This window comes from Coprococcus sp. RTP21281st1_F1_RTP21281_210402, from assembly GCF_040915325.1.
Classification (GTDB): domain Bacteria; phylum Bacillota; class Clostridia; order Lachnospirales; family Lachnospiraceae; genus Coprococcus; species Coprococcus aceti.
Genome location: NZ_JBCPDQ010000002.1, coordinates 323,036 through 349,844 on the forward strand (window position 1 = coordinate 323,036; position 26,809 = coordinate 349,844).

Here is a 26,809-nt window from a genome sequence, read left to right on the forward strand (position 1 = left end):
CCCATAGGTGCTGACGAGGGATTGTGCCCATCCGGGAAAGCGCAAAAAGCCTACACGGTGGTAATCTACTTTTTCGTTAACACCTATGGGCTGGTTTTTTATAGCATTAAATTACACTATATGTCATTTAATATTTTCATAATTATACAATTCCTCCTTATTCCTTCTTTTCCGTTTACTTCTATGTTTTCGCTGCATGATGCATTCTGATTTTACTTCCGGCAGTTATTGGAAGCATGTGGAATTACAAAACTTGAAAATACAGGTTGCCAGTTACATATACATACGTCCTTATACCTCTTATCATTTAGCCTCTGACTGTAATCTGGCTTGATATATCTCGTTATTTCGGATGATCTCGTCAGCGGTGCACGGCATGTAGTTGTTGATCATGCAGCCTACATTGTAAGCACGTCCCTGGCCGGTCATGAAGCTGTACACTTCAGGACTGCTCTTGTGGATATGTCCATAGAAATGGTATGCCCCGCTTTTCTTCTTATTCCACTCAGCTATCGGAAAGTGACACATAACTATCAGCTTACCTCTGTCGCTCACATAGTCCATCTTCTGTATATCGTCGAAGTAGGACTGCAGCTTCTCACTTCCCATTATTACCTGATCGTGATTGCCAAGGATGAGGCGCTTGTGTCCTTTAAGTCTTGCAAGGATCGGCTCCGGATCTTTCAATTTAAAGCAGAAATCCCCGAGAATATACACTGTATCATTCTTTCCTACCCTGCTGTTCCAGTTATGTATCATTCCATCAGCCATATCATCCACATCTGTAAATGGTCTCTCATCAAATTTTATAGCATTTGCATGTCCAAAATGAAGATCTGACGTATAAAATATCATACAATATCACCTCTCATTCCTACTCAGCGTACCATGTAAATATATGCAGCAGCCTGGATAATTTTCTATGTCTGGCTGCTGCCATGATATAACATAACCCGTCAAACATTCACCGTGTTATCTCTTATGATCACCTATATCAGGCTATCGCCTTCCGCCTGCTTCATGTCATTATAAAACCATCTTCTAAGCGTGCATATATCCCTCGGAACATTTGCGGGATCCTCTGTATCGTGAAGCTTTCTCACCCACGCATAGTACTCATTTGCAAGAGGGGTGGTGAGTGCCGATGTCTTCTTGATATATCCGTTTCTGATAGCCTCATGGGATATTGTCCTCATAAACTTCCAGAAATTGTAGTATGCAAGCTTGAGCTTTGTCATATATCCGGCGCTGTCCTCGATGACAAACCCCTCTATGACTCTGTCGTTATACTCGTAATCATCCTCAAGGATATCATAATACCAGTCATAGAACTCCTGCCAGGTTGCAAGCTCGCAAGCCTTCTTCTTTGGTGTCAGGCCGAACCGGTGGGCTGTATCACACATCGCATCGTAATCATACTTTGCATAGTTTATCTGGTTGTAAACTATATCAAGCAGATACAGATTGCTCTCCGGGTACTCTATGATGTGAGGATCATGCTTCATATCAACACACTCAAATACAAATGTCACATTATTGTCCTTCGCAAACCGCTTCATATTCTCTATATTCTCCAGTGTCACCTTCTCATATATCATATCCTTCAGCCAGCCGGCGAATGGTCCCTCTATGGTGGATTTGCTCGCTATCAACAAATCGTCGTTGTACTCATCGTAGCTCACGAGTCCCAGGAAACCGTTCTCCTTGACATAGGCAGTCACCGGAAACTGCAGCTTATTCTGCAGCATATCAAACTTTGTCTCAGGGCGCTCATTGATATTAAAGAACTTGTCATACGCCCTCGCTGCGACTCTTCCCTTGAATGTGTCAATGTACAAGCCCCTTGCTCTTGTGGTCTGCTCATCCCACACCCTGTCATTGAATGCCTTGCTCGTGAAGTTGAATGACGAAATATTGCCAAATGTCTTCTCCTGTATGTCCCTGTTCCCCCGCAAGGAGATGATCACATCTGCAACAGAGCTTGTGGTAACGGTCTGTTCCTCCTGTATCTCAGGTGCCTTGAACACATCATTGTGGATCTCCACCTCATGGATTCCATCAGCATCCACCCGAACGCATCTGAGTTCCCCGCCATACTCGACTCTGCCCTCAAGGTTGAACACTCTGTCATTCACCCGCACCGGGAGCAGCTTGGTGTTCCTGTGTCCATGGATCTGATAGTAATTCGCCGGCATCTTCCCGTAGAATGTCTCTGCGATCTTCTCGAAATCATTGTAAGCTCCGACTCCATGTATCATCTGATCAGTTGCCACAAATGTGAGATTGTCGGGAATCACACTGAGTCCCGCATGGGTCACCAGATATACATTATCACCGTAGCTATAGTAAGCACACTGTCCAAACCTTCTGTAAAGCTTCCGCACCTCCTTCTTGTCGATTCCGGAAGCATCGAGGATTGGTCTTGTCACAAGCTCAAACTCCTTCGACCTGCCGGTGCAGTCATTTGCCCACAGCCACAGCCATCTCTCGTGATTGCCCTCAAGCATGAGAACATTCTTCCTGTCCATGATAGATATCAGGAAATTTACAACCTCCGCATTCTCCACGCCTCTGTCGATATAATCACCTGTAAATATATAGAACTCATCATCCTTTATACCGCCATTGTCATCCAGATACTTCATCAGCGCTGTATAGCATCCGTGAACGTCCCCGATGTGATGGATCCTCTTATACTGGGAGAAATCCCTCTTCTTCATCCAGATGCTGTCAAGCTCGTCCGGCTTTATGACCGTGATTCCCGAAGGGATCTTTTGTGTGGCAAAGCGGGAGTACATCTTGTCAATAACGTCATCTGATACCCTCTTGAACTCCTCCCTCCCGGCATTTCTTCTCTTCACCTCTTCTATAGGTATATCTGTAAAATCTACACAATACATTCTGTATCTGTACGTCTCACACATATTCTTATATCTGTTCATCTCCGAAGTCTTGGAATTCGTGGCATCTATCACCGTAAATTCGCCCTTCTGCATGCGGATCTCAAGAAGGCTGAACAATGTCTTCCACACCGTACCATCATTGTTCTGACTGATTCCTCTCGTACCATCCACCTGCAGCACCGGACTCTGACAAAGCAGTCTGATGTCGTCCGCTGAAAGTGTGTATGGTTTTAATCCATTCTGCTCGATCCATGTAGATTTGCCACAACCGGCAGATCCCCTAAGCAAAAGCAATACTCTCATATTCTATCTGCCTCCTTCTTTACAATACTATTTTGTCCAATATACCCTATCTCCCTATATTTTTCACCCAACCTGTAGTTTAATCTATCTGTTTTCTAAATTGTGTTTCTTGGATGGTGTTTCTTGGATCGTTACAAAGTCATGGACAAACATAGAATTCGGCTCGCCGCAGATTTAGACGATAACACGGGCAAGCAATTCCATTTTCAATCCATTTTCTGTGCAAGCATTACTCTTGCAAATAAAAAAGCTCCCCGGCAAATGATTCTTTCAATAACATCATTCGTCCAAAGGAACTTTTTTATATTTTTATGTCATATATCTTTGTCTTGTATATCTTTGTCTTCCGGCCATCAGGCACGAACAAGCACCATCGCACTCATCTTCGGAGCTTTGATCGTGAGTACGTTGTGCTCCACCATGAAATCCTGTGGCTCCAGCGTGTACCCCTCTTCATTTGTCAGCATGACTCTTCTGAGGATCGAATGGTTGTACACTCCGATCTGACGGATATGAAGCTTCAAATCCACATCCTCATAGTTGGTGTTCATGATGACTACCACCTGCTTGTTGTCAGTAAATCTTCCATAGCAGAGTATCTTGTGTCCGCCGTGGAGATATAATACAGAGCCAGACTTAAGTGCCTCGTAGGACTTGTGTATTCTTATCATATCCTTGTGGAACTGTATAAGCTCCTTGTCCTCGTGGCCCCACGGATAAGTCCTTCTATTATCAGGATCTGTCCATCCGCACACACCAGCCTCATCTCCATAGTATATGGTAGGAGCTCCCGGCCACGTCATCTGGAATACGACAGCCTGTCTGAATATACCCTTGTCCACGCCCTGATCAGCAGCATCCGCTCCCATGGTGTGAAGACGTCCGACCTTTCTGTTGGTTCTCGTAAGGAATCTGGAATGGTCGTGGTTGGACAGCTCATTCATGGACACGTCTATCGATGGTCTCAGGAATCTGGACATGTGATAGTTCATCGCGCCCTTGAACGCGTCATAATTACCCAGAAGGTCACCGCGGAACTCGTCGCTGTGCTTCTCAACACCGCAGAGGAACCATGTGATAGGCTCCATGAACGCATCGTAGTTCATGACAGTATCCCACTGATCTCCCTTCAGCCAGCTCTTTGGATCACCATAGTGCTCAGCCAGAATTATCGCATTCGGATTTGCCTCTTTAACATTTCTCCTGAACTCCCGCCAGAACTGGTGGTTGTACTCTGGGGAATGTCCCAGATCCGCAGCCACGTCAAGTCGCCATCCATCTGCATTATACGGAGGTGACACCCATTTCCTTGCTATCTTCATGATGTACTCAACCAGCTTCGGCGAATCCTCGTAGTTGAGCTTTGGCAGGGTGTCATGACCCCACCAGCCATCATATGTTGTATTGTATGGCCATGCATTGTCATTGTAGAACTTGAAGAAAGTGTTGTAAGGGCTGTCCTTCGATACAAACGCACCCTTCTCGTAGCCCTCCTGATTCTCGTATATACACTCCCTGTCCATCCATTTGTTGAATGAACCACAGTGGTTGAACACGCCATCCAGGATGACCTTCATGCCACGCTTGTGTATCTCCTCAACCAGCTCGGCAAAGAGCTGATTGCTGGCCTCAAGATTCTTTTTATTTGTAACTCTGTTGATATATCTCGACGACTGCTTGTTCTCAAGGCATCCGCCCGGAAGGCAGTCACCCTCATCGTCAACTATTCTTCCATAGTGTGGATCAACGTAGTCGTAATCCTGTATATCATACTTATGGTTGGATGGTGATACGAATATAGGGTTCAGATATATTACATCCACTCCCAGATCCTGCAGATAATCAAGCTTATCCTTGACACCCTGGAGATCTCCGCCATAGAAACGTCCCACATCCATGATGCTCGGCCTTTGATTCCAGTCCTTTACCTGAACTGAACCGGTACCTATATATGCGTACTCATTATCCAGCACATCATTGGAAGTATCCCCGTTGCAGAACCTGTCCACAAATATCTGATAAAATACCGCACCCTTTGCCCACTCCGGTACCTTGAATCCCGGACATATCTCAAAGTCGTACTCTCTGTCGTTCTGCTTCGTAGGTCCCAGCTTGTCATAAAAGCATGTGACCCTTCCCGAATGTATCTCAAAATGATATCTTATGAATGGCAGACCTCCAGGTATCGTTGCGGTATAAAAGTCAAATATTCTGTTGGAACTCTCCTTTGTCATCTGTATCTTTTCTTCATTATATATAAGGAACACTTCATCCACATTATCGGCTGTAGTCCTGAATCTGACATTCACATCCTGATCCACATCCGGCTCCTGTGGGCTGACATAATATTTGCTTCCGTCCGCAAACAGTCCGCCTTTATTTAGTATGGGCTTTACATTATATACATAATCATGTATCTTCTGCCCATTGGTCTTCTTTTCCACCATACAATAAAATCTCCCTTGCACATACTCTTTTTTATATTAATACTTTTCGGGAGATTAGGCAACAAGATAAAACATATATTAGCTGCAAATATACAGCAGGAATCGCCTCATATCAGACCATCCTGCCCAATTTCTGTTTTCACCAAAAGTAAAAGAGACAGTCACCGAACGACTGTCTCTTTTGGAGAAGGTATTTTGTTACTTTTATGGGGTGTAGCCAAAACTATATAATGTATTGGGGGTTACAAGTATTATTATATACAAATCCCGTCAAAAGTCTGCCCAAACATTTTTTTATTTGGCAAATGTCATTGTGCAATATCACAATACATTTCCTGAATATTACCTGATTTTTACTTTTTATTGTTCACATTAGACAAAACACCGGGCATTTTCTAAAAACCGCGTCTCTTCAGATCACTCACAAGCTCCACATAGAATTCCCTCACATCAAATGTATCTATATTTTCCCTGTTCAGGTCTATCACGTCTCCGTGGGAGATTCCACGCCTGCCCTGAGGCTTCAGATATATGAAGTTTGAGCCCCATTTGAAAGATTCATATCCGACAAGTCCATCGTTCTCACCATCAAACTGCTTTACGAATGCGTTGGTGGTGTTGAGCGGGAAGCGTCCGCCGGAAGGCTTCTTCATACATGAACCCGTGCTCTGTATGTATACCCCCTGCGGATCAGGGAGCTCTCTGTTCAGGTTTTCACACGCTGATGCCGTGAGATCCGTCACCGCAGCTATGAAGTCCGGGTTTGTGTCACCCAGCTTCTTGAGTGCAGAATTGTAGGCATTTGCCACGGTCTGCTGCTGTTTCTCCGGTATCTTGCCCAGAAGATAATCCGCAAATTCGCATCCCCTGTGCGGAGTGTTAATCGTTGTGAGTGATGCTACATAAGGGGCCATGCCGAGCTTCGATATGGCATATCTGCTGTCAAGGCCTCCCTTGGAATGGGCTATGATATTCACCTTCCCGCATCCTGTTTCCTTCAATATCTGCTGTATCCTGTCAGCTATCTCCCGTCCGGAGTCAGCCACAGATGCGGCGGACTGATGGTTTCCGTAGAATATGGTCGCACCATTCGCCTCAAGTGCCGCAGGGATCCTTCCCCAGTAATTCAGATACCTGAAATCCCTGAAGAACACTCCGTGTACCATGAGTATTGGATATCTGGTGGCGCAGACCCGGTCAGCCTGTCTTGCCTTATCCTTTATAATCTTCTCGTTCTCCAGAACCGTCTCACCTGATGCCAGACTTATCAGCTTGCCAAGGACTATCAGATGTACCACCGGAATCCAACCGCACAGTATACCGATCACTCTCCATTTGATACCGAGCTGCCTGGATGACACATATATTCTTATTATTCCAACCCAGAATGTGACCGCCAGTACAGCCACCGCCGTGAGTATGTACAGAACCCAGTTCTTCCATGTCCACGCCCCAACATCTATCACATGCACCAACATTAGTATCAGCACAGCCACAGACATGACCGTTGCCGCCAGGAAAGAATACAGATTCTCGCATCCCCTCTGACACCTTCTGATACCCTTAGACTGTATATTCTTCAGACCGAGAAGCGGCATCGCGGTCAGCAGTACATATACTGCTATGAACACCACAACTATAAGCGGCATGAGTGGTATATTCCACTCCGGACACCTTGCCAGCAGATATATATTCGCCAGCAGGAACGGTATCACCGCATTTATCCCTCTCTTTATTATCTTCATCCCTTGTTCTCCCTTCCGTCATATATCCAACATAAGCCAAATGCCCGCAAGAAAACTGCGGGCATCTGTATTGTCTTTATATATTACTGTTTGTCTGTCTGAGTCTCAGCTTTCTGCTCTGCAACAGCATTATCTGCTGCATTTACATTCTCTGCTGTACTCTGCTCTGCACCGTTGCTCTGAACATCTGCATCTGCATCCTTAGCATCGTCTCTATCGAACAGTGCTTCAAACTCAGCTCCTGTTATTCTCTCCTTCTCAAGAAGAAGCTTTGCAGACTTGTGAAGAACATCCACATTCTGCTCCAGAATCTCATAAGCCTCCCTGTAACACTCGTCAACGATCTGCTTAACCTCCTCATCTATGGCGGCGGCTATCTTTTCGCTGTATGGCTTGGTATGTCCAAGATTTTTCCCGAGGAATACCTCCTCCTGATCATCGCTCTCATAGTTGATAAATCCAAGATTTTCGGACATTCCATACTTCGTAACCATGGATCTTGCATAACCGCTGGCCATCTTGATATCCTGTGAAGCACCCGTGGTAAAATTGCCAAATATGATCTTCTCTGCAATTCTTCCGCCCATGCTAACTTTTATCTCGTTGAGCAAATGCGCTTTAGTAATATATTCCTGATCACCCTGTGGAAGCGGCATGGTATATCCTCCGGCTCCGGTACCTGTAGGTATGATAGACACAATATGCACCGGGCCAACATATGGAAGGAGATGGAACAGTATCGCATGTCCCGACTCGTGATATGCCGTGATTTTACGATCCTCCTCGGAGACCACATGGCTCCTCTTCTCACCACCGACTCCAACCTTGATATATGATTTGTCGACATCTTCCTTATTGATATATTCCCTGCCGGCCTTCGCAGCAGAGATCGCAGCCTCATTCATCAGGTTCTCAAGATCAGCTCCCGAAAATCCGGCTGTTGTTCTGGAGATCTCGTTGAGATCAACATCTTCTGCCAGAGGCTTGTTCGCAACATGAAGCTTGAGGATTTCCTCTCTGCCCTTGATATCAGGAGGATTGACAGATATCTTTCTGTCAAAACGTCCCGGACGGAGGATCGCTTTATCCAGTATGTCCACACGGTTGGTAGCTGCAAGAACTATGATTCCCTCATTCGCTCCGAATCCATCCATCTCTACAAGGAGCTGGTTCAGAGTCTGCTCACGCTCGTCATGTCCACCGCCAAGTCCTGTACCTCTCTGTCTGGCAACGGCATCGATCTCATCTATAAATACGATACATGGTGCGTTCTTCTTTGCCTGTGCAAAAAGATCTCTCACTCTCGCTGCACCGACACCGACGAACATCTCCACGAAGTCTGATCCTGAAATACTGAAGAACGGAACCCCCGCCTCTCCTGCTATGGCCTTTGCCATGAGTGTCTTACCTGTTCCAGGAGGGCCGACAAGAAGAACTCCCTTCGGTATACGTGCACCGACCTTGATGAATCTGCCCGGGTTCTTGAGGAAGCACACTATCTCTTCGAGATCCTCTTTCTCCTCACTGAGACCGGCAACATCGTCAAATGTTATTTTCTTCTTATTATTTTTCTTATCTTCCTTCTCTTTCTCATCAGGCTCTGTCATTTTCGCCCTGCTCTTGCCAAAGTTCATCATCTGGCCTCCACCGCCCTGTGATGATCTCACGAACAGCAGCATGACAAAGAACATGACGATCATGACAAGGGCATACGGAATTATCACACTCCATATGCTCGTCTTCTCCACATCGTTCAGGCTGCATCTGGCAACGACCTTCTTATCGTCATCCGAGCTTACGGTCGCATTATACTTGTCCACACTTGCCTGATAGTCGTTATAAATCTTCACGACATCATTGACATCTGTGGAATAAAATGCAAGAGTCTTTCCGTTGGTGAACTGCACCTGAACTACCGCCGTAGGAATCTCTGCATTTGGCTGTATCGACAATGCCAATATCTTGCCATCATCCAAATCCTCTGTCAGATCTGTGTAACTGTAAGTGGTGGTCACTTCAATCTTGTCGCTCTGCATCCATCTGTTTATGAGGATGAAAGCAACTATCAGGATCAACAGATAGATTATCATTCCATTCCTGAATTTTCTCTTATCCATATTTTCCATGTATATGCTCCTTAATCAATATATTACTGCTCTATGACACCTATATATGGAAGGTTTCTGTACTTCTGGGCACAGTCAAGGCCGTATCCCACAACAAATCTGTCAGGGATCTCAAAACCTGTCATATACAGCTCAACCGGGATAACTCTTCTGTCCGGCTTGTCAAGCAGGGTCACAACCTCAAGGCTTGCAGGCTTTCTCTCGCCGAGAAGCTTCACAAGGTATGAAAGGGTTCTTCCCGAATCAAGAATGTCCTCCACGATGATTACATCCTTTCCCTCTATAGACTCATCAAGGTCCTTGTTCAGCTTGACAATACCTGATGACTTTGTTCCATCGCCATAGCTGCTCACAGACATGAAGTCCATGGTGACCGGACTCTTCATTCTCTTCGCAAGCTCACACATGAAGAACACGCTTCCCTTAAGGATTCCGATCAAATGTATCGTCTTTCCCTCATATGCCTTATCTATGGCTGCTGCCATCTCGCTTATTCTGTTTTCCACCTCACTGCTGCTGAGCATAACACCAATCTGTTCTTTCAACTCTGTTTCCTCCTGTTAAAATTCAACTCAATTATCTTTTGTGTATCTTCTGTCACTTTATAATTCTCGCCAATCCTAAGTCCCACGGCCCACACGACCTCCTGCCCGGATGTCACAAGTGGAATATGACGCCGCTTGTCCACCGGTATCTTACAGTCAGTATACAGACGGTTGAGCTTCTTTCTCGAGCCCGCAGAATTAACGACTATATAATCCCCGTTTTCAAATGTCCGCAACTGCAGACACTGTTTTATTTTACCATAATCAAGAAACTTCGTACACTCTTTTTTTGCAAGATCAAGGGCTTCAGGTCTGTCGTAGATCCTGACCGTAAGCCTTCCCTCACACAGCTCATACTCACCATCACAGGTGATGTCTATGTCCACGCAGCCCGGCAGCCCGCCGTCCTGACAGCTCTGGTCACCGGCGCGGTTCTCACCGCCGGCAAATACCAGTCTGCCGTACTCCAGCCACACCCTCGCACCGGCAGGAAGATTGATCCCCGCCCCGGTGTCAGCCGAGTACAGCTTCGTAACCTCCGACACATGGCTCATGCCGATATCCTTCAGGCCTCCGCACACCATTCCGATGAGCTTTCTTATGACAAGCTCCTGCACGAGCCTGTCCTGCTCCTTGAGAGCCGCCATGTCCAGCTCATATCTCCGGTTAGTGCTGTCTCCGGTCCAGCCACAGCCTTCACTTCTGACATCAATTCCCTGTCCCGTCAGGAAATCATCAACCAGTCCGGCAGCAAGCCGCTCGTAATCAGCCGCCATCATGGCCATCTGGCAAATGTGCTCCGTGGCCTGTCCATTTATCTCATTCATAAGAGGAAGTATCCTGTGTCTTATCTTGTTCCTGGTGTAATCATCCTCATTGTTGGTGGCATCCGTACAGTATCTGATCCCCTGCCGGTCAAGATATTCCTCTATGTGGCTCCTGTCGCTCCCAAGAAGCGGTCTCACTATGTGATCCCTCACCGGGGCTATACCCTTTATGCCGCCCATTCCGGTTCCCCTCGCCATGTTGAACAGAACCGTCTCAGCCACATCGTTGCGGTTGTGGGCGACTGCGATCACACAGCCCTCATCCGCATATCTGGCACGCATCCTGTCAAATGCATCATATCTTGCATGGCGTCCGGCCTCCTCCACGGTCTGTCCGGCCTGCTCCGCAAGCTTCCTGACATCGATCCTGTAAGAGTCGCATGTGACACCATATTCACCACTCAAAGTCTCAACGTAGCTCTGGTCACCATCCGCAGCCTCACCGCGTATCATGTGATTTATGTGTACAACGTGTATATCTATTCCCAGCTCCGCCCTGTGCCTTGCCAGCACCGTGAGCAGGCTCACCGAATCCGCGCCGCCGGACACACCGCACACGCAGTGACTTATACCATCAAACATGTGGTATTTTTTTATATACTCAAGAACATCTTTTTCAAATACATCCATACATTTATCCTTCTGTAAATATCATAATTTCATATTATAGCATAGAGTTACTCAGGCTGCGCTACTTTTCTCAGATCCTGATATCACCGCCGCCATGACCGTCACGTCATCCCGAAGCGACACATCCCCCTGTCCTATCATGGCGCCCAGTATATCATCGACCATCCGTCTGCTGTCACCCACTCTTATTCCCTTGAGCACATCCTGCATGTGATCGGACACATCCATATCCGAGAGCCCATCGCTCACCATGACCACGGCATCCCCCGCCGCAAGTTTCACATCCGCCATGTCGCACTCGGCATCGTCCAGCACGCCCACGGGAAGAGTAGTGCTCGTTATCTGGCGGACCTCATTTCCATCATCGCCCGGGCGTATCACATAGGTCACCGACGCCCCCTGCTTGAAGCTCCTCATGGTGCCGTCGTACATGTCTATGACCACCATATCAAATGTCGTGAATATTCTGCCCTTATTTCTCCTGGACATACATCGATTGGCAAATGCAATGCTGTACTCCGGGGCAAATCCCGCCTCCAGCAGCTCCTCCATGGTGTCCAGCATCATGCAGCTCTCGCAGGAGGCCAGGCTTCCGCTTCCCATGCCGTCAGACAGCATCATCACCAGCCTGCCATCCTCATACTCCTTCACCGAGAAATTATCCCCCGACACCGGAGAGCCATATTTCTTTATCCTTCTGACATGGTAACGCCCCTTGTAACGCGCCGCCTCCTCGTACACGGCAGATCTGTACTCATCGAAGAAAAGGCTCGGCGAATCCATGCCCGCCCTTATATTCTTCCTGAAGTACCCACTCAATACATCAGCCACCTGTCTTGACAGCACCATGCCCTGACCTGACGTTCTTCCCGCCACATAGTATCGGCTCCTGTTGCCACTGTCCATGGAGGCCGTGACCCTGACCTCGTCCATCCCCAGCGATCTTATCTGCCCCAGCAGCTTTTCATCGGATATCTCCCTCGCCTCACCTATCAGATCTATCTGTCTCCTGAAGCCATCCACGAGCTCGCCGATCTGTCCCAGGCTTATCGCCGGCTCATCGCTCCCGGCAAATGTATAATCGAGCCGTCTGAACACATTTGCCATATCTTCTATCTTGCAGGCCGTGAGTCTGTTAATCTCCGCAGCAGCCGCCTGAAGACACGCCGGATCTGTCTCCTCGTCCATGGCGCCCAGCAGAGCACTAGGTATACACGCAAACAATACGACCGGAACGGCGATATTTATATAGTAAAATGCGATCTCCCGCCCAGAGCCGTTCCACAGCACTGTTCCATCCGCCACGGAGGCAAGAACGCACCCCAGAACATAGAACAGACTTGCAGACACCTTTCTTCTCCCGGTGAGTGCTCGGCCTATGAGCATGACCAGCGTCACAAGGAGCATCCACATGAGCCACCTGCTGTCATTCAGCTTGACCGACACGATGCTTCCCGCCACCGCCGCCATTCCGCATCCGTACACCGCTCCAGTTCTATACACCGCGTACAATATCAGAACCAGAGCTAGCATAAATGCCGGATTCACACCGTAGATATCCTCACCCGGAACAACCCACAGAACGACCGCCGCCAGCGCCATGAGGCTCACTATGCCCTGACTTATATTCCAGCTCTCATCCCTCTCCACATCCGAGGCATCCCCGCAGATATATGTATATAGAAGTCCAATCCCCGGTTTCAGTATCACACTGGCACACATGAATATCGCAGCCTCCACCACTCCATAAGCTGCAGCCATAAGCATGTTATCCGCATATACCACTATGTTTCCCATAAGCACGGCAGCCGACATGACGACGATCACCCTGACATACGATCCGGAATTTCTGGAGTACACGATCTTCATAAGACACATCGCAAGTCCCAGCAGCACCAGATATTTCTCCGTCACCATCACACCGGAATACACAGGCCCCGGTATCATATACTCATATGCGTGCAACAGCCCTGCTATGCCCATAGATCCGGCTGCGACTCCCGCCGCACACCCGATGCAGGTTATCATGTATCTCCCACACACCGCACAGGCCGCCACATACACAGCCAGAACCACCGGGGCTATCCCCCAGACCATGCATAAGCCGCTGACCATACACAGAATAGCCACCGCCATCACTCCGACGAACCCATTTACCTTTTCTCTCATCAACATTTTCCCGCCTTCCTGTTCATAGTGACAAGAAGTATATCCGTCAAATGCGCAAAAAAATAGCGAATGCTGAAATCAGCATCCGCTATGTTCTGACTTTATTCCTCAGGCTTTACCACGATCTCGTCAGGATATATGAGACCTAGCTGTGATCTGGCCACATCCTCAACATACTCATCTGTCTGCATATATTTCTCACGCTCTTCAAGCTTCTTATAATCTTCCTTCGCACTGTCAAGCTGTTCCTGAAGCTCCGCCGCCTGAACCTGCAGGCTCTCCTTCTGTGCTTTCAGGCTCTGTGCTTTGTACAGTACAACCACTGCCAGCAATATCAGACAGCTCACAACCAGAACCATTCCAAGCTTCGTTGTGATCTTGTTATTCTTTTTTGACTTTGATCTGCCGACCGTCTTACTCATTAGAAACTCCCCATTCATTACTTTATTACTTGTCTTTTCTTGTAATAATATACAAAAAGTTCGTATCCAAACGAACATATTGACATAATTTTACTATTTAAGACTAATTATGTCAACGCACTTTTTGCCGTCACATTTTCACATTTTTTGAATCTTGTTTTTTCTTACACAATATATGGTTTGCAATTTTCGAAGCAGCCCAATTTATAGTAAAAAATACAAGTAAAAAGCTTGAAAAAAATCCTAAAAAAATATATAGTCTCAGATCTCCGTCACAGCATATGTAACTGACCGCCATAACTACTACACTTAATATCAACCAAAGTGTAATATCGCATATCCACGCCACCGTGCGGCTGTTCCTAAAGAGCTTTGAGATGAACCAGAACAGCGATCCCAGTACACCTGAGCACGCTCCGGCTGCAACACATATCCCATATCCCCAGAGCTGCCCTGCCGCCATATCGCTCATCACTTGAACAACCCCTTTATAGAAAAAGCACCTTCCTTGTCACCCGAATATATCATGGAGTTGATATTTCCTGTGAGATCCAGTATTCCCTTGTCAAGGTCCAGATTTGTCGCCTGCATATTCTTGCCTATTATCTTGAGTTTCCCCTGCTCGGTCACCAGCAGAACCAGATCAGGATCTATGGATGTGACCTTGCTGATCCCTGTCATGGACAGACTGTTCCTGTTGTCCATGACCACCTTGTGGGTTTTTGCCTTATTAACTTCCCCCATGTTCAGAAACCTTCTCAAGCTATTTAATAAACTATATGAGCCCACAAAAAAAATATGCCGGAATACACTATGTATATTCCGGCATATTTTTACACATACTCAAACATATCCTTGGCATCTTCCTTTTTAGTGGAATCTGCAATCATTGTAACTCTGACCTTCACCGTCTTGTTGCCAAATTCTATCTCGATAACATCTCCAACCTTGACATCGGTTCCGGCCTTAGCCACTTTGTCGTTGACCATGACTCTTCCGGCATCGCATGCCTCGTTCGCCACGGTTCTTCTCTTGATGATTCTGGATACCTTAAGGTATTTATCAAGTCTCATATCAAACCCTTAAAGATTAGTTGATTGAATCCTTTAATGCCTTTCCAGCCTTGAACTTAGGTGCCTTTGAAGCAGCGATTGTCATTGTCTCGCCAGTTCTTGGGTTTCTACCCTCTCTAGCTGGTCTCTCTGATACCTCGAATGTACCAAATCCAACTAACTGAATCTTCTCACCTTTCTTTAACTCATCTGCTACAACGTCTGTGAAAGCCTTTAATGCTGCCTCAGCGTCCTTCTTTGATAATTCTGTCTTCTCAGCGATTGCTGCAACTAATTCTGTCTTATTCATTAGATAATTCCTCCTTTAAAAAATAAATGCTCTCTGTCATCCGCCTGCTACCCGCAAAAGCAGAAAACTCTGAGCTCAACATGTATAGTTATACCTAAAATGGTTATATTTGTCAAGGAAAATAAGGGATTTCGAGGCCGAAACCCCTTGATTTTACTCACTTTTTGCCAAATTCTTGCATTACCGGCTACCCTTCCATCTGTTTGCCCAGAAATGCCGCCGCGATCACCGCTGCTTTTTGCTCTATCTCACCTATTCTGTGTCCGCTGTCACGCACTATCACGATGACAGAGCCCACTGCATCGCCCTCTGATATAATGGTCTGCACCACCTGTCCATCGTAATCCAGGTCGTCTGTGGTTATGTGTATGAACTTCGCATCGCCTTTGCGGGCAACTATCGCTTTCCTGTCGTTTATCACGCTCTCAAGCTCACTGTGAAGCTCCTTGCCCATCAGCTCCTTCTTCGGCATTCCCGCCACCGCTATGACTGAATCCCGGTCCGTGATGGCAACCGGCAGTCCAAGGCTCTGGGATATGGCCTCCACATACTGCTGTGCAAATGCAGTCAGATCAGCCATGGGCGAATACTTCTTGAGAACTATCTCGCCCTCCTTGCCGGTAAATATCTCCAACGGGTCCCCCTCTCTTATCCTGAGAACCTTTCTTATCTCCTTCGGAACGACTATCCTTCCGAGATCGTCTATCCTTCTCACTATTCCTGTCGCCTTCATAAACAGTATTAACCCTCCATTGCATGTTAAATAATTGCTTTGGAGTTATTATGTGAAAAATCATCAAAATTATTCTTCCACGATCCCAGCCAGCGTCATCTTTAGATCCTCTGCGCTTATCGGCTTGGCTATGTATCCGTTCATGCCCACCTCAAAGGCTTTCTTACGGTCTTCGTTGAACGCATTTGCAGTCATAGCGATTATAGGTATATCCGCCAGGCGTCTGTCGTCCAGCTTTCGTATGATCATGGTTGCCTTGTAACCATCCATGTTCGGCATCTGTATATCCATGAGGATGAGATCGTAGTATCCCGGCTCCGCTTTCTCCAGCATGTCTATACACTGGATTCCGTCTGCGGCTCTGTCGACCTCCATGCCTGCACCGGCAAGTATCGTCATTGTTATCTCAGCGTTCAGATCGTTATCCTCCGCCAGGATTATCCTTCTGCCCTCAAATGAATAATCCTCGTTGCGCTTCTCTACCGAACCAGCATCCTCAACATTCTGGGATATACGATGCTCAAGTGTAACAGTAAATGTCGTACCCTTTCCCGGTTCACTCTGCACATCTATATCTCCCCCCATAAGGTCGACTATCTTCTTAACTATAGCCATGCCAAGTCCTGTTCCAAACTGTCCGCTCTCCGTGGATGTCTGTTCCCTGCTGAAATCCTCAAATATATGCTCCAGGAAATCCTCCGACATTCCAATTCCCGTGTCACTGACCACTGTGCGTATCCTCACATAACCATCCCTGTCGCATGGAAGCTCATCGATCTTCACCGCAACGCTGTCTCCTGGAAGAGAATACTTATATGCGTTGTTGATGATGTTCATGAGTATCTCTTTTATCTTCACTACATCACATAGAACATTGTTATGCTTCACATTCACATTCCATGTAAAGTCTATGTTCTTCTCCTTCATCTGACTTTCAAACAGCCAGTACACCGAATCAAGACTTTTAAGTGATATACTGCTCTCGTCCAGTTCTGTCTTGCCGCTCTCTATCCTTGCCATCTCCAATACATTGTTGATAAGGGACAGCAGATAATCACTTGATGATCTGATCTTGGCTATATAATCGCGCGCCTTGTCCTGGTCGGACAGGTTGTCATTCAGAAGGTCTGTGAAGCCTATTATCGCGTTCATAGGGGTTCTTATATCATGAGACATGGAGTTGAGGAACACCGTCTTAGCGTTGTTAGCCTTATTCGCCATATCCAGGGCATTCTCCAGCTCGTGGTTGGCCTTCTCGATAACCTCAAGCTTCTCAACCTTTCTGATATCCTCCATGCAGAGCTCTATATACACGAACATCGCCGAAAGCGTCAGTCCAGCCAGAACATAAGAACCACCCGCAACAATCTGCAACACTGAACATATAAGCGCAGGTATGAGTGCTATAGTTATGATGACGGCAGATCTTTTCTCTCTTCTGGTAATGGAATATACTATCGCACTGACGAGTGTCACAAATACATAGGTATATGGAAGTACCACCTGAAGTGCGAACAATGCTCCTCTGCGATACATGCCCGTATCATCCACGTAGAAAAGCCAGCCTGTCCACCACGAGACCACACACAGCACAATCATCAGAACAAGCGGAATACTGCGCAATGCCCGTATTATCTTTTTTTCCACAAATAATGAATTCTGTATGCTCTCGAAAAAATAAAACCATTCATATGTCACAAATGTCTCTGCGATCATGAATCCGCAATTCAACACAAAAACCACCGCGGCCGGCATACGCACCAGTCCTGCGTCAACCATTCTTACAGGTATATTTATTATCTGGAAAGCAATTACTCCGAATACAAAATGAGAAAACGATCTTATGATCTTATTATTTCTTTGATTAAGACATCTCACACCTATATAGAGCATGATTATCAGTATGGTGTATTCACACATCATCGTCTGCAAGTGCTGTGTCATATTTACCCCCCTTAGCGCAATACGCTGAATTCTCTGTTATGACTGCTCCATACCTCGTAGAGCATTTCCTCAAACTTTCCTATGTTCACCGGCTTGGACAGATATCCCTTCATCCTTGCCCTTGGTAGCATTGAACTCATCAACCAGATCGTCAAATATTGCCTGCTAGGGTTCCATTGTAGTAATGCCATATCTTCAGTGATACCGGATGATCTGGATCAAGATTCACCTTCTTCGCTGTATCGCCGTCTGAATCACCACAACCAGCAAGCATACTCACGGCCATAACAGCTGCCATCATTCTGGCAATAGTCCTCTTCTTCATCTCATAAATCTCTTCTATTTTCTCACACTACAATGATCTATTCAACACTCTTAAGAGCATTTACAGTTATCTTATACTGCTCACTGACCTTCTCATACAAAGCCTCATATCCATCAAGCTCTCTCCCCCTGAGCTTCTCTGTCAGATCCGAGCTCACTGTATACAGATTCTTAAGTCCAAGGTTCAGGCATATCCCCTTCAGTGTATGTGCTGCCCTGAATGCCTTCTCGGCATTCTTCTCCGCAAGAGCCTCTGTCAGTTCATTGTAGCTTCCATCATCTATAAACTTAAGTGCGAATCTCTGTATAAGGCTCTCACTGCCAAGTCTGCCAAGTACATCCTCAAAATCTGCTCCTATTGTATCATAACACTCTCTGATGTTCATATCTGGTTCTCCTTCTTCATCTCATATCTGCACACAAGCTCTTCAAATTCCTGTCTGGACTCCTTGAAGCACTCTATAAGTCTCGGTGAAAATGTTCCACACTCTCCATCAAGTATCATCTGATATGCCTTGCCCTTCTCTATCGCTTTCTTGTACACGCGATCACTCACAAGAGCGTCATACACATCCGCTATGGACACAAGCTGTGCCGATATCGGTATATCCTCACCGGCCAGTCCGTCAGGATAGCCCTTTCCATCATATCTCTCATGATGATGACGGCATATCTCATAGCTGATCTTCTCGTATTCCTCACTCCACGTGCCTGCAATCTGTGTAAGTATCTCACAGCCCTTTGTCGTGTGGGTCTTCATATATTCAAACTCTTCATCTGTAAGCCTTCCCGGCTTCAGGAGCACACTGTCCTTAATGGCTATCTTGCCTATGTCATGAAGTGGACTGGCTGCAACTATTACAGCTATCTTCTCCGGTGTAAGGCCGTACTCCGGATATTTCTCCGCAGCCTTCTCTGCAAGTATATTGGTAAATTCCTTTACCCTCTTGATATGCTCACCGCTCTCAAGATTTCTGTATTCAACAACCGTGCCTAAAACATCCACTATCTTCTCATTGGTCTCACGTATCTGCTCTGCCTGAGCCTGAAACAGTTTGTTCTTCTCCTCCAGCTCTCTTGTCTGCAGTCTGACTTTATCCTCCAGATGATTCTTGTACATGAACAGCTCGGCTGTGTTCTTGACTCTTCTCCTGACCGTAACACTGTCAAATGGCTTTCTTATGAAATCCGTAACACCCATCTCAAGACATTTCACCTCAACATCCCTTGCGGATTCAGCACTTATGACGATAACCGGTATTCTCTCCAGCAGACCATGCTCTCTCATATAATCCAGTACAGCGTATCCATCCACATTCGGCATGATGAGATCCAGCAGCATAGCAGTTATCCCCTCGCTATCCGTTTTCAGGATCTCTATCGTCTGTACACCATCTGATGCCTGCAGTACCTCGTACTCATCGCCAAGCGCAACCGCCAGAATCTCTCTGTTCAGTTCGATGTCATCAACAATCAAAACTTTTTCTCTCATTTGATCCACTCCTCAATGTAGTATTTTCACTTGCAACTGCTTTTGTATTTTTCATATATTGGATCTTTTGTATAATTACGCAAAATCTTTGTAAATACCCGCATTAATTCTATTGTCTTTAACAAATATTGTCTATGGAATTAATTGACATTAATATGGATTTTTTCTCTCAAAATAGGTAAAATTGTCTTAAAAACAGAGCTTTATGTATTAATATATCAAAAATCTACACACCTAAAGGGGGGGTATTTTATGGATAATTTTGTTATACTACAGCAGATGGTTGCCATTGACAGAGCCCAGAACCGTTTTGAACTCCGAGCATCCATACAGACTCTGCTCCGTATCATCGGAAGTTGCACTTCGTCAGAACGAGTTTATATTTTTGACTGGGATGAGACTGACAACGTATTCCGCAACTCATATGAGTGGTGCGGTGACAATGTGCAGCCATGGATTGACAATCTTCAGTCCGTAGATTCCGCCGACATGCCTTACTGGCTGGAAGCATTTGAGCGCGGCGACAGTATGATCATAGATAACGTGGAGGATGTGAAGGATCTCATGCCTTCCGAGTATCAGCTTCTGGTCATGCAGGATATCCACTCTGAAATAGCATTTCCTATCTTCTATAAGGACCAGCTCAAAGGCTTTATCGGTGTGGACAATCCCCACATAGATAGTTCGGAATCCTTTATAAGTCTGCTTGGGGTTGTGGGCGGTCATCTCGGAAATGTAAGGGAGACTCTCAGAATGACCGAGCTTCTTGAGCAGCGCAATAATTCTCTCGAAAAGAGCCTGTCGGATCTGAACCGCGAAAGGACGTTCATGTCTGTTCTGTGCACGGACTACATATCCGTCTACTGCGTGGATCTTCAGAATGATTCTCTCGAGCCTTTAAAGCTTGACCCAGCGGCAAATGCTGCCCACATACACGACATCAAAGCTGGGAAAACATTCTGCTACTCAGAGCTGATCGGACAGTATTACGAAAAATATGTCATCAAAGAATCTGCCCCGGACTTCACAGAAATCCTCAGCGCAGAGCATATACAGAATCATCTTGCCGCTCACCCTAAGCTTTCTTACAGATACCGGGTGACTCCGAACGCAGCGGGCCAGGAAAACTTTGAGGCTGAGATATTCCCTTTTTCAGCGGCTTCATCTTCAAGGGTGCTGATTGGCTTCAAGCAGATAGACGAGCTTGTGAGCTTTGAACAAAATTCGAGGAGGCAGCTCCAGGAGGCACTTGACGAGGCTAACCTGAACAATGAGATCATATCTGCCATAAGCAAGATCTACTTCTCAATATACAGGATAGATCTTACACAGGACATGTACGAGGAGGTGTCCAGCGATAACAAGGTACACAGACTTACAGGCCGCATGGGAAGAGCTTCCTCCAAGATGAAGGAGCTGTGTCACCGCTTCGTCGTTCCCGAATATCAGGACAAGATACTTGATTTCTTTGATCTGTCGACCATCGCAGAACGTCTCCACACAGACGAGACCATAGCCATGGATTATCTCGCCAACGACGGCAACTGGCACTCGGCAAGATTTATTGTGAAGAAGCGAGATGCTCTTGGCAACGTGACCAACATACTGTATGCAACAAGGCTTATCAGCGAACAAAAGAGACGTGAACAGAGCTGGATGCTCCTGGCAGAGGAGGCCAACAAGGCAAACGAGGCAAAGTCCGAGTTTCTGTCCAAGATGGCTCACGACATAAGAACACCTCTGAATGCCGTAATGGGATTTGCCGACATAGCAAAGCGATCACTAGGCGATCCAAGCAAGATAGACGACTGTCTGGGCAAGCTCAGGACGTCCGGGGCTTATATAGAACAGCTCGTCAGCAACATCCTTGACATAACGAATCTGGAAAACGGCAGACAGCAGCTTAAGCCTTGTGAAACATCTGTATCCGAGCTGTGTCATACTCTGAACATGGTTTTCGATCAGGCTCTCATGAACGACGGACTCAATATAACCTTCAACTGTCACGATATATATCACGACTACATCCTGGCCGATGGACTCAAGCTGAAACAGATCTACTCTAACCTGCTGTCTAACTCCATCAAGTTCACACCTGGTCATGGCGACGTTGGGTTTGAATTATATGAGGAGAATATACCGGGCTCCGATAAGATACGTCTCGTCGCCAGAATAAGCGACACGGGAATTGGAATAAAGCCTGAATATCAGGCGAGCATGTTCAACAAATTCTCCCGCGAGACAGACACCAGGATCAGCAAAGTGCGCGGAAGCGGTCTGGGGCTCGCCATAGTGAAGGAGCTTGTGGATCTAATGCAGGGTACCATCACAGTACAGAGCAATCCGGGTGGTGGAACTATCATCGAGGTAAGCATCGACGTCCCTTATATCATAAAGGATGATCTGTGGTCTGGACAATCCGGTGATAGCAGCGACGCAGAATCCCTGTGTGTAGGAATGCACCTTCTGGTGGCAGAGGATAACGAACTCAACTATGAGGTCGTGTCTGAACTTCTGGGTATGAATGGTATTTCCTGTGAGCGCGCTGAGGACGGCTCCGTGTGCGTTGCCATGTTCTCCACATCTGCTGCCGGAACCTACGACGGCATCCTTATGGATCTTCAGATGCCTGTGATGGATGGAATCTCGGCGTCCTACGCCATAAGAAAGCTCGAGCATCCGGATGCACAGAACATTCCTATCATCGCCATCACCGCCAACACATTTGCTAAAGATCTCGAAAGATGCCGTCTGGCGGGCATGAACGAACACCTGTCAAAGCCGCTGAACATAAGGCAGCTTATAAGCATCCTCTCAAAATTCAAGAAATAAAAAAGTCAAGAAATAAAAAAGTCCCTGTATGATATTTCAATCATACAGGGGCTTTGCCGTTATTACTTATTCATGATCGCATCTATAGACTTAATGCATGCACTCCTGAGGCCTGACTCCTCGAGGGATGCAACACCGCAGATGGTTGTTCCCGCAGGGGAACATACATTGTCCTTCAACACGCCGGGATGCTCCCCTGTCTCTAGCTGAAGTTTTGCTGAACCAAGTATCATCTGTGATATGAGTCTGTACGCAGTCTGTCTAGGCACACCATACTTAACCGCTGCATCCGCATATCCCTCTATGAACAGATCCACAAATGCAGGACCACAGCCGGTTACTGCGCCTCCTATTCCCATGAGATTCGATGGAAGCTCCTCCACAATTCCCACAGCCGCGAACAGCTCTTTGATCTGTGTCCTTTCTTCCTCCTCAAGGGAATTCTGTGCCTCAAAGAGCATAACTCCCTCATATACCATTGCCGGAGTATTCGGCATCACAAACTGCACCCTCACCGAACTGTCAAAATACTCACTGTACTTCTTAAAATCCCAGCCAGCTGCCACCGACACAAGAGCCTTGCCGTGAAGTCTCTCTCCTATCTCAACGAGAACGTCATTGATCTGATAAGGCTTGCATGCCATGATGACCGTATCCACGGCATCCACCAGCTCTGCAAGTGTCTTACACGGGGTAAATCCATACTTCTCTGAGTTCTTCACCAGCTTGTCATAGTGTGGTGCATATGCATATACACTCTCAGCCGCTATCTTCCCTGAATTCACAAATCCTGCACAGAGTGCCTGTGCCATATTACCCATGCCTATGAAACCTAACCTCTCCATGATACATTCTCCTTCTTTCAAGCCTTTATATATTTTGTCTTTTATATCTGTCTTACTCAGCCATCCGGCGAAGCTTCTTTGCACGCTTCTCCTGATAGAGAAGTCTGTCGACAGTTGCAAGCGCCTGGAACACATCCACATCCTTGTCATTATCTATGGTGCAGAACATGAACAATCCTCTGGTACCTTCAGAAACAGTCTCCATATATCTGTTGACCATCTCCGGGCATCTGTCTGCAAATCCTCCGATTATGCCCTAGTGCAGCAGACTGCTTATAGTAGCCGCCACATCTTTATCTCCTATGAGAGATATGTTATTTATACAGATAAAATCATTGACCTTTTTGCTCTTCACAAAGTCAAGGATGTTTACCTGTGAATATCTGTAATCTATGATATATATTTTGGAGTAGTGATCCACAAGAAATGGAATAAATGCATTTCCGTAGGACTCCTTCATTACTACACACGATGAACCGTCTGTCACCTTCGGGTTTTCTATCACTGCCATCGGCGTGTCACCGCCCACAAATGTAGAATACATGGTTCCCTTATCCCATCCATTCACATCCATTATGACATTCCACTTCTGCTCCGAGCCATCCTCGTTCCAGTAGGTCATGTCATTTGTTCCTATCGGTTCGTAGGCGTATATCGTATCAGGATTATTCTTCATGTCAGAGTTCTGCAGGGTGCTGTAGAAGCTTCCGAGGAATCCCTTGAAGGTATCCGTCTTCCTCTTGTCACGTGGAATGGCCGTTATGCCCTTCGTCTTGCAGAAATCCTCATACGCATAGTACGCGCCATCCGCGGTCCAGTGGTGATCTGTCCTGAAGAATATATATTCATCCTTATGCGCCTTTAACGTGTCAAATATATCGACCGTCTTCACGCCATTCATCATGCCATAGTAATACTCTATCGCCTGTTTCTGATCGGAACCGCCAAGCTTATCCAGCTCGTCATCCGATAGCAGGACACCTGAATTGTTCGGCACAAGAATATCGTACACATTTGTCTGGCCCGAGAGCTGTGCCGCTGCATTGTTGATAGCATCTATATATTCTGTTGCGGAGTCCTGAACGAAATAGTACAGGCTGTACGCAGAACCATCCTTCACATACAGGTTGTCCTGAAGCTGCTTCTGGAACGCATTGTCCATAGCCTTTGAATCTGGTGGATCGACCGTCTGGACCGAACCGCTCTCAGTTGTCGCATCCTGCTTGTTCTTCGATGTCAGACTCGCAGGAAGTCCTATCTCAGGATCCTCTGTCGTAACCTCCGTGGTACTCTCAGTTGTCGCCTTGCCTGCATCATCAGGAGTGGCGGTCACCGCACTCTTGTCCACCTCAGGTATCTCATCGCCCTTGGCATTTCCTCCAACCACCTGCGTTCCGAGCTGTATTCCGTACAGCTTCTTAAGGCTCTGGTCAGCCGACACAAGCTTATCCCTCATAGGGTATGTGTCAGAATACCACAGTGACACGTCCTCGAAGTATGATCCGTCGAGGAATGACGTTATAGTGAATGACGGAAACTTTGCAAGTGTCCTCTTCTCCATCGTGGATTTCTTAGGTCTGACAAAAAACAGCAGACCAATAAATGCTCCTATCGCCATGACTGCGGCAAATATAAGAACACCCAGAGTTCTGAATTTCTTTAATTGTTGTCTCTGACTTCTGGTATATCTTCTCTTCATAAAAATCACCCATTAAAACTGGAAATACAGGAAAGGATTATAGCTTGCACCCACAAGCGCCAGCACTGAGATCACGAGCATAAGTACCGGTGTTATCATCTCAGTTACATTGAACACGTTGAATACAAGTGGGTTGACCTTTCCAACTTCTATAGCCCATTTTCTGAGTCTCTTGCCCAGATCCGTACACGCAATACATGCAAATATCAGGAAGAATATGTTCTTCACAAATATTGTTCCAAGTGCCATATTTGCAAATCCCGATGTTCCTATTCCAAACATTCCCGCAAGCACTGTTCCAAGCTCACGAAGGCTCTCAAATCTGAATATGGTCCATCCGAACAGGATAACGAGCAGCGTATATATTCGGGATGCCACAGGGCCGAGTCTTCCGCCCAGATAAAACTTCTCCAGAAGGAGGAAGCCCAGATAATAAACTCCCCAGAATATATAATTCCAGCTTGCTCCGTGCCACATTCCCGTGAGGAACCACACGATAGCCATGTTGCGGATGTACTTCGCTGTGCTGCATCTGTTGCCGCCAAGCGGTATATATACGTAATCCCTGAAGAATGAGCTGAGTGATATGTGCCATCTCCTCCAGAAATTATTTACCGATGTAGCCATATATGGGTAGTTAAAGTTCTCATCATAGTGGAAACCTACCATCCTTCCCATTCCGATGGCCATGTCTGAGTATGCTGAGAAATCAAGGTATATCTGAAGCATATACGCTATCATTCCAATCCACATTCCAAGTGTCGTCTGAGCCTTGAGGCTCGCTACTCCCGCCGGGAGCAGGGTGTCGGCTATGCTGGCACAGGAATTGGCCAGTATCGCCTTCTTTGCCAGTCCGACTGAAAATCTTCTCAGCCCCATGTATATATCGTTCGCTGTTATCTCCCTGTTGTCTATCTGATCAGCAACGGTCTCATATCTGACGATAGGTCCCGCTATACACTGATGGAACAGACTTGAATACAGAAGGAGCTTCCAGTATTCTCTCTGTGGTCTGACTTCGTTCCTGTACACATCCACCACATATGATATGAGCTGGAATGTATAGAAAGAGATTCCTATTGGGAGAGCTATTCCAGGCACGGTCTTCGGCACGCCGAACACTGCCTTTATGTTGCCAAGGAAAAATCCCAGATACTTGAATATCGCAAGACAGCCAAGCATTATCACAAGGTCACACACAAGATAAAACTTCTCAGATCTCTTGGTATATCCGGCACGTGCCTCATCTATGCGAATGGCAAACAGCCAGCTCACCAGAGTCTCTCCCGCCAGGAGCAGAAGATATCTCGGGCCTCCCCAGGCATAGAACACCAGTGAAAATATCAGCAATACCTTATTGCGTTTCTCAGGGCTCACCGCAAAATATGCTATCAGGTTTGCAGTGAGAAAAACAAACAAAAATATTAAACTCGAAAAAACCATAAATATTCTCCCATCATG

General features: G+C 46.5%; 24 protein-coding genes. 1 reads left to right on the forward strand and 23 read right to left on the reverse strand.

What is annotated here, in order from left to right:
• Positions 1–303: 303 nt before the first annotated feature.
• The 19 genes from AB5150_RS03495 to AB5150_RS03585 form a co-directional block, all read right to left on the reverse strand.
• Positions 304–855: a Predicted phosphoesterase or phosphohydrolase gene (locus AB5150_RS03495; protein ID WP_015534620.1), complete on the reverse strand. Its 552-nt coding sequence runs from the start codon at positions 853–855 to the stop codon at positions 304–306.
• Positions 856–989: 134 nt separating this feature from the next.
• A complete protein-coding gene (locus tag AB5150_RS03500; RefSeq protein WP_368291197.1) occupies positions 990–3,206 on the reverse strand; it encodes an RNA ligase in 2,217 nt (738 codons plus the stop codon).
• Between the two features lie 353 nt (positions 3,207–3,559).
• Positions 3,560–5,653, reverse strand: coding sequence for a glycoside hydrolase family 13 protein (locus AB5150_RS03505; protein WP_022216996.1), 2,094 nt, complete (start codon positions 5,651–5,653; stop codon positions 3,560–3,562).
• A 395-nt stretch (positions 5,654–6,048) separates the two neighbouring features.
• Positions 6,049–7,398: an esterase/lipase family protein gene (locus tag AB5150_RS03510; protein ID WP_368291198.1), complete on the reverse strand. Its 1,350-nt coding sequence runs from the start codon at positions 7,396–7,398 to the stop codon at positions 6,049–6,051.
• Positions 7,399–7,481: 83 nt separating this feature from the next.
• A complete protein-coding gene (ftsH, locus tag AB5150_RS03515; protein ID WP_118649607.1) occupies positions 7,482–9,524 on the reverse strand; it encodes an ATP-dependent zinc metalloprotease FtsH in 2,043 nt (680 codons plus the stop codon).
• 23 nt (positions 9,525–9,547) lie between these two features.
• Entirely contained in the window at positions 9,548–10,069 is a 522-nt protein-coding gene (gene hpt, locus AB5150_RS03520; RefSeq protein WP_022216999.1) for a hypoxanthine phosphoribosyltransferase, read from the reverse strand.
• A complete protein-coding gene (gene tilS, locus AB5150_RS03525) occupies positions 10,066–11,526 on the reverse strand; it encodes a tRNA lysidine(34) synthetase TilS (protein ID WP_368291199.1) in 1,461 nt (486 codons plus the stop codon). The genes hpt and tilS overlap by 4 nt, the downstream gene beginning before the upstream one ends.
• Before the next feature lie 51 nt (positions 11,527–11,577).
• Positions 11,578–13,701 carry a SpoIIE family protein phosphatase gene (locus AB5150_RS03530; protein WP_368291200.1) on the reverse strand — a complete coding sequence of 708 codons (2,124 nt, stop codon included), beginning with the start codon at positions 13,699–13,701 and terminating at the stop codon, positions 11,578–11,580.
• A 95-nt stretch (positions 13,702–13,796) separates the two neighbouring features.
• Positions 13,797–14,117: a septum formation initiator family protein gene (locus AB5150_RS03535; RefSeq protein ID WP_055145071.1), complete on the reverse strand. Its 321-nt coding sequence runs from the start codon at positions 14,115–14,117 to the stop codon at positions 13,797–13,799.
• A gap of 130 nt (positions 14,118–14,247) precedes the next feature.
• Positions 14,248–14,589: a spore cortex biosynthesis protein YabQ gene (yabQ, locus tag AB5150_RS03540; RefSeq protein WP_368291201.1), complete on the reverse strand. Its 342-nt coding sequence runs from the start codon at positions 14,587–14,589 to the stop codon at positions 14,248–14,250.
• Positions 14,589–14,861 carry a YabP/YqfC family sporulation protein gene (locus tag AB5150_RS03545; protein ID WP_055272159.1) on the reverse strand — a complete coding sequence of 91 codons (273 nt, stop codon included), beginning with the start codon at positions 14,859–14,861 and terminating at the stop codon, positions 14,589–14,591. Before AB5150_RS03545 ends, yabQ begins: the two co-directional genes overlap by 1 nt.
• A gap of 89 nt (positions 14,862–14,950) precedes the next feature.
• Positions 14,951–15,190 carry an RNA-binding S4 domain-containing protein gene (locus AB5150_RS03550; RefSeq protein ID WP_015534610.1) on the reverse strand — a complete coding sequence of 80 codons (240 nt, stop codon included), beginning with the start codon at positions 15,188–15,190 and terminating at the stop codon, positions 14,951–14,953.
• Positions 15,191–15,206: 16 nt separating this feature from the next.
• A complete protein-coding gene (locus AB5150_RS03555) occupies positions 15,207–15,479 on the reverse strand; it encodes an HU family DNA-binding protein (RefSeq protein WP_015534609.1) in 273 nt (90 codons plus the stop codon).
• A 187-nt stretch (positions 15,480–15,666) separates the two neighbouring features.
• The gene (spoVT, locus tag AB5150_RS03560; RefSeq protein ID WP_015534608.1) at positions 15,667–16,212 is read right to left on the reverse strand and encodes a stage V sporulation protein T; all 546 of its coding nucleotides are present in this window, start codon (positions 16,210–16,212) and stop codon (positions 15,667–15,669) included.
• Between the two features lie 69 nt (positions 16,213–16,281).
• Positions 16,282–18,156, reverse strand: a complete 1,875-nt coding sequence (locus tag AB5150_RS03565; RefSeq protein ID WP_368291202.1) for a hybrid sensor histidine kinase/response regulator — start codon at positions 18,154–18,156, stop codon at positions 16,282–16,284.
• An 11-nt stretch (positions 18,157–18,167) separates the two neighbouring features.
• Complete coding sequence (locus tag AB5150_RS03570; RefSeq protein ID WP_156327926.1) at positions 18,168–18,311, reverse strand: hypothetical protein; 144 nt, start codon at positions 18,309–18,311, stop codon at positions 18,168–18,170.
• Positions 18,308–18,481: a hypothetical protein gene (locus AB5150_RS03575; protein WP_015534605.1), complete on the reverse strand. Its 174-nt coding sequence runs from the start codon at positions 18,479–18,481 to the stop codon at positions 18,308–18,310. The genes AB5150_RS03570 and AB5150_RS03575 overlap by 4 nt, the downstream gene beginning before the upstream one ends.
• Positions 18,482–18,518: 37 nt before the next feature.
• Complete coding sequence (locus tag AB5150_RS03580; RefSeq protein ID WP_022217002.1) at positions 18,519–18,866, reverse strand: Hpt domain-containing protein; 348 nt, start codon at positions 18,864–18,866, stop codon at positions 18,519–18,521.
• Complete coding sequence (locus tag AB5150_RS03585; RefSeq protein WP_022217003.1) at positions 18,863–19,972, reverse strand: HD domain-containing phosphohydrolase; 1,110 nt, start codon at positions 19,970–19,972, stop codon at positions 18,863–18,865. Before AB5150_RS03585 ends, AB5150_RS03580 begins: the two co-directional genes overlap by 4 nt.
• A 252-nt stretch (positions 19,973–20,224) precedes the next feature.
• Between AB5150_RS03585 and AB5150_RS03590 the strand changes: the two genes are divergently transcribed.
• Positions 20,225–22,804 carry an ATP-binding protein gene (locus AB5150_RS03590; RefSeq protein WP_055272155.1) on the forward strand — a complete coding sequence of 860 codons (2,580 nt, stop codon included), beginning with the start codon at positions 20,225–20,227 and terminating at the stop codon, positions 22,802–22,804.
• Positions 22,805–22,866: 62 nt separating this feature from the next.
• Here AB5150_RS03590 and proC read toward each other — a convergent pair whose 3' ends face one another.
• From proC to AB5150_RS03610, 4 genes are read right to left on the reverse strand one after another with little or no spacing between them, the layout of a single operon-like run.
• Positions 22,867–23,649 (reverse strand): pyrroline-5-carboxylate reductase, encoded by a 783-nt coding sequence (gene proC, locus AB5150_RS03595; protein WP_055272153.1) that lies wholly within the window; start codon positions 23,647–23,649, stop codon positions 22,867–22,869.
• Positions 23,650–23,701: 52 nt separating this feature from the next.
• Positions 23,702–23,854 (reverse strand): hypothetical protein, encoded by a 153-nt coding sequence (locus tag AB5150_RS03600; protein WP_156337929.1) that lies wholly within the window; start codon positions 23,852–23,854, stop codon positions 23,702–23,704.
• 51 nt (positions 23,855–23,905) lie between these two features.
• Positions 23,906–25,348 carry a DHHW family protein gene (locus AB5150_RS03605; protein WP_055272150.1) on the reverse strand — a complete coding sequence of 481 codons (1,443 nt, stop codon included), beginning with the start codon at positions 25,346–25,348 and terminating at the stop codon, positions 23,906–23,908.
• A 12-nt stretch (positions 25,349–25,360) separates the two neighbouring features.
• Entirely contained in the window at positions 25,361–26,791 is a 1,431-nt protein-coding gene (locus AB5150_RS03610; RefSeq protein WP_055272149.1) for an MBOAT family protein, read from the reverse strand.
• Between the last annotated feature and the right edge of the window lie 18 nt (positions 26,792–26,809).